The organism is Nocardia araoensis NBRC 100135 (genome assembly GCF_000308435.1).
GTDB classification, from domain to species: Bacteria; Actinomycetota; Actinomycetes; order Mycobacteriales; family Mycobacteriaceae; genus Nocardia; species Nocardia araoensis.
The window spans coordinates 20,048-28,932 of sequence record NZ_BAFR01000118.1; the positions used below are offsets into that span (position 1 = coordinate 20,048).

9 protein-coding genes are annotated in these 8,885 nt (G+C 67.7%); 5 read left to right on the forward strand and 4 right to left on the reverse strand.

The window, feature by feature from the left end:
- Window positions 1-2 precede the first annotated feature (2 nt).
- The 3 genes from ON21_RS15390 to ON21_RS15400 are packed head-to-tail and all read right to left on the reverse strand — an operon-like array spanning window position 3 to window position 3,449.
- Window positions 3-1,475: a flavin-containing monooxygenase gene (locus tag ON21_RS15390; protein ID WP_039798617.1), complete on the reverse strand. Its 1,473-nt coding sequence runs from the start codon at window positions 1,473-1,475 to the stop codon at window positions 3-5.
- A 34-nt stretch (window positions 1,476-1,509) separates the two neighbouring features.
- A complete protein-coding gene (locus ON21_RS15395) occupies window positions 1,510-2,577 on the reverse strand; it encodes a PDR/VanB family oxidoreductase (protein WP_039798619.1) in 1,068 nt (355 codons plus the stop codon).
- Window positions 2,574-3,449, reverse strand: coding sequence for a metal-dependent hydrolase (locus ON21_RS15400; RefSeq protein ID WP_051020833.1), 876 nt, complete (start codon window positions 3,447-3,449; stop codon window positions 2,574-2,576). The genes ON21_RS15395 and ON21_RS15400 overlap by 4 nt, the downstream gene beginning before the upstream one ends.
- Window positions 3,450-3,555: 106 nt before the next feature.
- On the opposite strand from ON21_RS15400, the gene ON21_RS15405 reads away from it, so the two are divergent.
- A complete protein-coding gene (locus ON21_RS15405; protein WP_039798621.1) occupies window positions 3,556-4,218 on the forward strand; it encodes a TetR/AcrR family transcriptional regulator in 663 nt (220 codons plus the stop codon).
- A 72-nt stretch (window positions 4,219-4,290) separates the two neighbouring features.
- Here ON21_RS15405 and ON21_RS15410 read toward each other — a convergent pair whose 3' ends face one another.
- Window positions 4,291-4,989: a helix-turn-helix transcriptional regulator gene (locus tag ON21_RS15410; RefSeq protein WP_039798622.1), complete on the reverse strand. Its 699-nt coding sequence runs from the start codon at window positions 4,987-4,989 to the stop codon at window positions 4,291-4,293.
- Between the two features lie 167 nt (window positions 4,990-5,156).
- On the opposite strand from ON21_RS15410, the gene folE reads away from it, so the two are divergent.
- From folE to ON21_RS15430, 4 genes are all read left to right on the forward strand, one after another.
- A complete protein-coding gene (folE, locus tag ON21_RS15415; protein WP_039798641.1) occupies window positions 5,157-5,765 on the forward strand; it encodes a GTP cyclohydrolase I FolE in 609 nt (202 codons plus the stop codon).
- A gap of 575 nt (window positions 5,766-6,340) precedes the next feature.
- Window positions 6,341-7,393: a 3-oxoacyl-ACP synthase III family protein gene (locus ON21_RS15420; protein ID WP_039798643.1), complete on the forward strand. Its 1,053-nt coding sequence runs from the start codon at window positions 6,341-6,343 to the stop codon at window positions 7,391-7,393.
- An 8-nt stretch (window positions 7,394-7,401) separates the two neighbouring features.
- A complete protein-coding gene (locus tag ON21_RS15425; protein WP_039798624.1) occupies window positions 7,402-8,316 on the forward strand; it encodes a beta-ketoacyl-[acyl-carrier-protein] synthase family protein in 915 nt (304 codons plus the stop codon).
- Window positions 8,313-8,885: AMP-binding protein (locus tag ON21_RS15430; protein WP_039798625.1), on the forward strand; the 573-nt coding region annotated here is incomplete at its 3' end. The genes ON21_RS15425 and ON21_RS15430, both read left to right, overlap by 4 nt.

Consider the following 8,885-nt stretch of genomic DNA (forward strand, 5'->3'; position numbering starts at 1 on the left):
GCTCACCCCGCCAGCAGCCGGTAGGACTCGGGGTCGAATCGGCTTGTGCGCTTGCGGTATTCGAAGCTCCAGTTCGGATACAGCCCCGCGTTGCCGCCGTCGGCGGTCTGGTAATAGCTGCGGCAACCGCCGGTCAGCCACGCGGTGTCGCGGCTGCGCTCGGTCACCTCGTCGAGGAAGGCCCGCTGCACCTCCTCGCGCACATCGATCCGCCGGATGTTCCGCGCACGCATGGTGGTCACGGCGTCGACGATATAGCGCACCTGCGCCTCGATCATATAGATCGCGGACTGATTGCCCGCAGCCCCGAACGGACCGAGCGTGCAGAAGAAGTTCGGGAACCCGGCCATGGTCGTGCCCAGATAACTGCTCGGCCGCTCCCGGTACCGCTCGCCGATGGAGCGCCCGCCGACTCCGTGCACCCGATCGAAAATGGCAGGGGGTACACCGAATCCGGTGCCCCAGATGATCGTGTCCACGGGATGCTCCGCACCGTCGGCGGTGACGATCGACCCGGCGCGGATCTCCCGGATGCCCTCGGTCACCACCTCGACATTCGGTTGGGTCAGCGCCGGATAGTAGGCGTCGGAGAAGATCGCCCGCTTACACCCGATCACGTAATCGGGGGTGAGTTTCCGGCGCAGCCGCGGATCGCGCACCTGGCGCAGCAGCTGTAGTCTGCCCAGCGCCTCGTATGGATGCCGGAATCGCTTGTCCACGAAGCCCACCAGACCGAATCCTTCGATGCCGGTGTAGTACAGGCCGCGGAGCGCTCGGCCGAGCGCGGGCACCCGGCGCAGCAGCGCGCGTTCGGCGGGCAGCGTGCGACGATCCAGCCGCGACACGATCCACGGCGCCGAACGCTGGAACACGGTCAGTCGGCCCACCACCGGCTGGATCTCGGGGATGAACTGCACGGCCGACGCGCCGGTGCCGATCACCGCGACGCGCTCGCCGGCCAGATCGTGCTCGTGATCCCAGTGCAGCGAATGGAATTGCGTCCCTTCGAAGGTCTGCGCGCCCGGCAGCCGCGGGATCCGCGCCTCGCTGAACGGACCGACGGCGGAGACCAGCACGTCGGCGGTCAAGTCGCCGCGATCGGTGCGCAGCCGCCACAGTGTGTCCGCTTCGTCCCAGCGCGCTTGGAGCAGTTCGATGCCGAACCGCATGTGGCGCACGACATCGTGGTGGGTCGCGACCGAACGGAGGTAGGCGAGGATCTCCGGCTGCGTTCCGTAGGTGCGCGACCAGTCGGGGTTGGGCGCGAAGGAGTACGAATACAGCTGCGAAGGCACGTCACAGGCACAGCCCGGGTAGGTGTTCGCCCGCCACGTGCCACCGAGATCATCCGCGCGCTCGAGCAACACGAAATCGTCGATGCCCGCCTCGCGCAGCGCGACGGCCAGACCGATCCCGGCGATCCCGGCTCCGATCACCGCGATCGGGACGTGCTCCGGATGCGCAGCCACTGCCATGTCCTCCTCCCGCGGGCGACGGCGCCCGCCGAGCTCACAGATCCAGTTCGAGTTCGCCGCCGCGCGCCCGGGAGACGCAGGTCAGCATCGTCTCCGCGCGTTCGGACTCGAGCAGCGTCCGGTCCCGGTGTTCCACCGCGCCCGCGAGCACCCTGGTCTTGCAGGTCCCGCAGAAACCCTGCTGGCAGGAGTAGGCCACGCCGGGCAGCACGCGGCGGATCGCGCTGAGCGCGGACTCGTCGGCGGCGACCTCCACGTCGAACCCGCTGCGCTGTAACCGGATCCGGAACGGCTCCCCGTCCCGCACGGGCAGCGGCGAGAACCGCTCGGTGTGCAGCGAGGCCGTCGGATCGTGCAGCGCGAGCACCCCGCGCGCGGCCTCGGCCAACGGCGGCGGCCCGCAGACGTACACCGCGGCGCCGGGCGGCGTCTGCTCGAAGATCATCCGCGCGTCCGGCACGCCGAACTCGTCGTCCGGGCGCACCACCACATCGCCGCCGGTGTAGCGGGCCAAGTCGTACAGGAACGGCATGCGCGTCCTGGACCGTCCCAGGTACATCAACCGCCACGGCACGCCGGCACGCTCGGCCGCGGCGACCATGGGCAGGATCGGTGTGATCCCGATGCCGCCCGCGACGAACAGATAGCACGGTGCCGCGACGAAGGGGAACGCGTTGCGGGGGCCGCGCACACCCAGCCGGTCACCCACCCGCAGATCCCGGTGGATCTCCGCGGAGCCGCCCGCACCGTCGGCGATGAGGCGGACCGCGATGCGGTAGAACCCGCGGTCGGCGGGGTCGTTGGTGAGCGAGTACTGCCGCTGGCGACCGGACGGCAGGAAGACGTCCAAGTGCGCGCCCGGCGTCCACGCGGGCAGTGGGCCGCCGTCGGGGTGGCGCAGCCACAAGCTCACCACCCCGTCGGCCTCCTGACCGATCCGGTCGACGATCACCTCGAATTCGTAGCCGGTGCGGCGAACCGGGGCGGGGCGCGAAAGCAGTTGCGCGGAGTTGCTTTCGGCGAACAGTCGCTTGTAGGCGTCGGCGGCCGAGCCGATCAGGCGCAGCGCGGGCCCGGGCTGGAACCGCTCGACGGCGGTCACGCGCGCGCCGCCCGTGCCGCGGGCGACTGCGCGAGGTAGCGCAGCGCGTTGTCCATCGGGCCGAGCTGCGACGGGTGAAAGCCCGGCCGCAGGTAGCGCGGGATCTCGGTGAAGAACGTGGTGAAACTCGGCACCACACCGCGCACCGAGGCGCTGGCCAATTGCAGTGGCCAGAACCGGCCTTTGTGCTTCGACGGGTCCTTGTGGAACAGGTAGCCGCCGGAGACGACGAACAGGACGAGCAAGCCAGCGCCGGCCAGCAGCGCCTGCCGCGCCTTGCGCGCGTATCCGCCGTCGACGTGCATGTAGGCGTCGTAGACGACGCTGCGGTGCTCGACCTCCTCGGCGCCGTGCCAGCGGATCAGATCCAGCATCGCCGGGTGCATGCCCTTGGCCTCGAGTTTGTCGTTGGTGAGCAGCCACTCCCCGATGACCGCGGTGTAATGCTCCATGCCCGCGAACAACGCCAGCCGCTCGCACAGCCACTCCCGCTTGGCCCGGCCCGACAGTCCGTGATCGCCGAGTATCCGGTCGACCAGCCAGCTGAGCCGGTCCACCATCGGGCCGACTTCCAATCCGAGCCGTTCCAGTTGTTCGCGCGCTTTCTCGTGTGAACTGGCATGCATGGATTCCTGGCCGATGAAGCCGCGGACCTCCTCGCGTAACCGCTCGTCGTCGATCAGGGGTAGCGCCTCGGCCAGCGCCTGCGCCATCGCGCGCTCGCCTTCGGGGAGCACCAGGTGCATCACGTTGATGATGTGGGTGGCCATCGCCTCGCCGGGGATGTAGTGCAGTGGCACCGTGGCGAAGTCGAATTCCACGGCCCGCGCGTTGATGGCGTGGGTCTGGTCGGCATATACGGCAGAGCCCATCTCGCACCCCTCGTGATCGATCGGTGGTCTTCGCAATGTATTGGTGACATCACATGCTGTCAACATCACATGATGTCAATTCGGTCGCTATGAGAGGATGACGGCCATGGACGAAGCCGACGGGTCGATTCCGGGCATGCGCCGCTGGCGCGGGCAGTCCCCCGCCGACCGCGTCGCCGCGCGCCGGGAACAGCTGATCGAGGCGTGCACGGAGCTGATGGCCACCGTAGGCGCGTCCGAGACGTCCATGCGAGGTGTCTGCAGGCAGGCCGGACTCACCGAACGCTACTTCTACGAGAGCTTTCCGAACCTGGACGCGCTGCTGACCACCGTGCTGGACACCGTGGTGCTCGGCGCGCGCGAACGGCTGCTGGACGAGCTGCCCAACGCCCCCGTCGAACGGGACGCGATGTTCCGCCACATGGTCGCCGTCTTCACCGACTATCTGCTGGAGGACCGCCGCCGCGGCCGGATCATGTTCGTGGAGTCGCAGGCCACACCCGTGCTGCTGCCGCGCGCCTACGAACTCATCGGCCTGTTCACCGCGCCGATCGCGTTGGTCATCAGCGCGGGCGACTACACCGGACCGCTGCCGGACGAGCACGATCACGAGCTCAACGCCAGCGCCATCTTCGGCGCCCTCGCCTATCTCTATCGCCCCTGGCTCGACGGCGAGATCCAGGTCTCCCGAGAGCGTTTCGACGCGCACACGTCCGATGTACTCGAACGGATCGCCACCGCACGCTCCTCGCTGAGCACCGAGGCCTAGCCCGAACTCCCGATCCGACCGCATGACCCGGTGCAGATCACGCCGTGGTGGAGGAGCCACTCCGGCCGGTGATCAGCTCCGGTCGGCGGCCGAGCGGAGTTCGACGCAGCATTCACCCGCCGCGGGCGCGAGGATCGCCGTCACACTGTCGGCTTTCAGTCCGCTCAGAAAGCCGCGCAGGTAGGCGTGGTTGATTCCGCACACCAGGTCGGGCGCCTTGGCCGCCAGCGGATGGAACGGGCAGTTCCGCAGGCGCAGGCAACCCGTGCCTTCCCGGCTGGGTTCGAACCCGTGATCGGTGAGCGTCGACTGCAGCAGGGTGAGCGCGCGTTCGACGCCGAGGCGTCCCGGCCGAAGATGTCGCCGTAGCGCCTCCCCCTGTTCGGCGCCGCGCTCGCGGGCCACCCGGATCGCCGCCTCCCGCGAAGTCTCGCCGGCCGACTCGGCGAGGACCGCGTCGGCGAGTATCTCCGCCAGCACCTGGTGGCGGCGTTCGGGAATGCTGACCTGAACCTCGGTGTCGGCGGGCTCGTAGACCTTCGGTGTACGCCCCACCCGGCGGACGCCGACCTGCTCGTAGCGGGCCCGCAGCAGTCCGGCATCCACGAGCTTGTCCAGATGGAACGCGGCCAGCTTGCGGGATATCCCGACCTGCTCGGCGGCCTCGTCCCGGGTCACCGGGCGACGGGCACGACGGATGAACCGATACATCCCGCGCCGCAGTTCGTCGTCGAGGGCGGCCACGGCACCGATCGCCGCATCGCTGGTCACTCGATCAGGATAACACTTACGGCATTGGACGAAACCCTGTCTGTCAAGCAGTTGTCCTGTGAATCTTGACCGATCCGAGCGGTTTCGCCAATAATTGTTAGTGAAATCAGCTACAGGAGATCGCCGTGACAAGTGACATGCAGCAGGCCGAACGCCCCGTGAGCGCGATGCTCGCCGGGCGCGACGGACATCCGTTACGAGTCGTCCACGACTCCGGCACCACCGTCGACCTGGCTGCCGCCGAACGTGCGGCCGGTGAGTTCCTCTCCGCGCTCGGCGTCGGCCTCGACGACGAACACCTGAAGGCGACCCCGGGCCGCATGGCTCGCGCCTACGCCGAACTGTTCAGTCCCCGCCCGTTCGACCTGACCACCTTCCCCAACGACGAGGGGTACGACGAGCTGGTGCTGGCGCGGCGCATCCCGTTGCGGTCGGTGTGCGAGCACCACCTGCTGCCGTTCGTCGGGGTGGCCCACGTCGGCTATCTACCCGGCGACCGCATCCTCGGACTGTCCAAGCTCGCCCGCATCGTCGAGCACTTCTCCTGCCGCCCCCAGGTACAGGAACGGCTGACCAAACAGATCGCCGACTGGCTGGCGACGAATCTCAGCCCCAAAGGAGTCGGGGTCGTCATCGAAGCCGAGCACACCTGCATGACCCTGCGCGGTGTGCAGGCGGCAGGCACGACCACGGTCACTTCCACCATGCTCGGCACGCTGCGGGAGGATGCCCGCTCTCGCCAGGAGTTCTTCTCCCTCACCGGGATTACGCCCTGACCACTTCGGTCCGCACACTCCGGGCCCCTTGCCGGTCAGCGACCGCACGCACCGCGACACCATACGGATTCGGCGAGTCCAGTGGCGGGCACGCCGCCGGGCGAACGGCGCTTGCCGCCGATTCCCTTCCGCCCCAGCGAGTTCGGCGTACAGCCGATACCGTCGACGCCGCCCCGATCCCACGCTCGACGCACGGTTCGCAGTGAAGTCACTCACATCCGGCGAGAGATACGCCCCGCCGCGTCCCCACATTTTGCCGCCATCCGGTAATAGCCGATCAGTTGCCGTTCCGAAAGCGACGCATTCGCCCACCCGGGGCGCCGCCCACGGCTTCCGAGACGAAACACCGCGACAAACCGAAACGGCTCTTCACATCGCAATACTGCGAACGCCATAGCCAGCCGATCACCGGTTGGTGATACCTCACGAAACACATACCTTCGGCAGTGATTTCCGTCTCAGACAGGCCGCTCGAAGGCGATATAGCCATTTGTTGTTACTGTCGGGTAGTGTTCACTGCACCGACGATCAGAGTCGATCCGGAACCGTATTCCCCCACGATTTCAGGAGCGCTCGTGTCTCCCCATTCTCGTTTCGAATCCATCGGCGCCTATCTGCCTTCGAGAGTCGTCACCACGACGGAGCTTCTTTCCGGGCTCAAAGAACCGCCTTCATTCGATCTGGAGAAAATAACCGGCGTCCGTGAGCGCCGGTTCCGCGATACCAGGCCGGAAAGTCACGAAGACTCGTTCACGCTCGCCACCAAGGCTGTCGACGACTGTCTTTCCAGGTCGCAGTACGCGCCGGAGGATATCGATGTCATCATCTCGGCCTCGATCACGCGCAGCAAGCATGCCACCAGGATGTACATGGAACCGTCTTTCGCCGGTTCGATAAGCCGACTTATCGGCGCCAAGAACGCAATCACATTCGATATCACGAATGCCTGCGCAGGAATGCTCACCGGCACGTACATCCTGGATCGCATGATCCGGTCCGGCGCCGTGCGCAACGGACTCGTGGTAAGCGGTGAAGCCATTACTCCGATCGCCGAGACCGCGGTCGCCGAGATTTCCCAGAAATATGATCCGCAATTCGCCTCGCTGTCCGTCGGCGACTCCGGTTGCGCGATCGTGCTGGACCAGGCGGTCGATGAAAACGACATGATCCACTACATCGAAATGATGACCGCCGCGGAATACGCGCAGCTGTGTCTGGGCATGCCGAGCGGCAAGACCCAAGGCATCGCGATGTACACCGACAACCGCAGGATGCACAACGAGGACCGCTTCCTGCTCGGCACCAATACCCAGCGGAAATTCCTCGAGGCACAGGGCAAGACCTTCGCCGACGAGAAGTTCGACTACGTCATCCACCATCAGTTCGGCGCCACCGCCATCCCGTGGATGAACGCGATCGCCGAGCGCGAGTTCGGCAGCCCGATGCCGCCCGACCTGCGGGTCATCGAGAAGTACGGAAATACCTCGACCACTTCGCATTTCATCGTGCTGCACGATCAGCTCAGCGAGCAGAACATCCCCGCGGGCTCGAAGCTGTTGCTGGTGCCAGCGGCCTCCGGCATCGTCACCGGGTTCCTGTCCACCACCATCTCGTCACTGAAGGTCTGAAGCCGGTCATGAGCGTACGTATCAAATCCGCCGCGATCAGCCGCGGCGGCGACACCAACAGCATCGTGGAGCACAGCGGGCGCGCGGCCAAGCGGTGCCTGGAACGTGCCGGTATCCGTCCCGACCAGGTCGGCCTGCTGATCAACGCGGGCATCTTCCGGGATTCCAACACCGTCGAGCCCGCGGTGTCGGCGCTGATCCAGAAGGCGGCCGGCATCGGCCTGGAATACGCCAAGGACGATCCGCGGACGTTCTCGTTCGATCTGATGAACGGCGCGATCGGCGTGCTCAACGCGGTCCAGGTGGCCAGGTCGGTCCTCGAGACCGGCAGCGCCGAGCACGTGCTCGTCGTCTCCGGCGACACCCATCCGTCGCTGCTGCGCTCCGTGGGCGACGACCGGTTCCCGTACGCCACCTGCGGCGCGGCGTGGCTGCTCGAGCACACCGACGAGCCGACCGGGTTCGGCAGGGTGCACACCGTCGCGGGCGAGGGCACACCGGCGATCGAGGCCTACGTCGACGTCACGACCATGGGCAACACCGGCCGTGGCGCCATGACGGTGGAACGCGAGCCCGGCTTCGAGGACCGCCTGCTGGAGGTGGCCGTCGACGCCGCGCGCCGGGCGCTCGCCGAGTCCGACCACGCCTCGCTCGACGAGATCGCGCTGATCGCGTCGACGCCGAGCCCGCAGTTCCCGAAGCGGCTGGCCGCCGCCCTCGGCATCGACGAAAGCTCGGTCCGCACACCGGATCTGCGCGACGGCGACCCGCACACGGCCGCGCTCACCGCGGCCTACGACCAGGCGATGGCGGACGGTACCCTCGCAGCTCACCGCCAACTGCTGTTCGTCGCGGCGGGCGCGGGTCCCTCGGCGGCGGCGGTGCTCTATCGGCTTCCGGTTTTCGCCGGGGCGCCTGCGTGACAACGGGGACCTACTGGCAGGCCATCGATCGGTTTCGTGCGGTCGTCCGCACCGACCCCACCCGGGTGGCCGTGCGCTACGCGGACGGGGTCGGCCCCGATGGCCTGCCGGCCTACCGGCACCTGACCTATCGCGAGCTGGACGCGTGGTCGGACACGATCGCCGAGCGACTCGCGGCGTCGGGTGTCGGCACGGGGACACGCACCATCGTGCTCGTGCTGCCGAGCCCGGAGCTGTACGCGATCATGTTCGGGCTGCTCAAGATCGGCGCGGTGGCCGTGGTGATCGACCCGGGCATGGGCGTGCGGAAGATGTTGCGCTGCCTGCGCGCCGTGCAGGCGGAAGCGTTCGTCGGCATACCGCAGGCGCATGCGCTGCGCGTGCTGTTCCGGCGCGGGTTCCGTACCGTCCGCACGGCGGTGACGGTCGGCAGACGCTGGTTCTGGCGCGGCGAGTCGCTGCGCGACTGGGGCCGCACGCCCACCGGCTCCGTCCCCCTCGGCCGCCCGGCCACCGAGGACGATCTGCTGCTCATCGCGTTCACCACCGGCAGCACCGGTCCGGCCAAG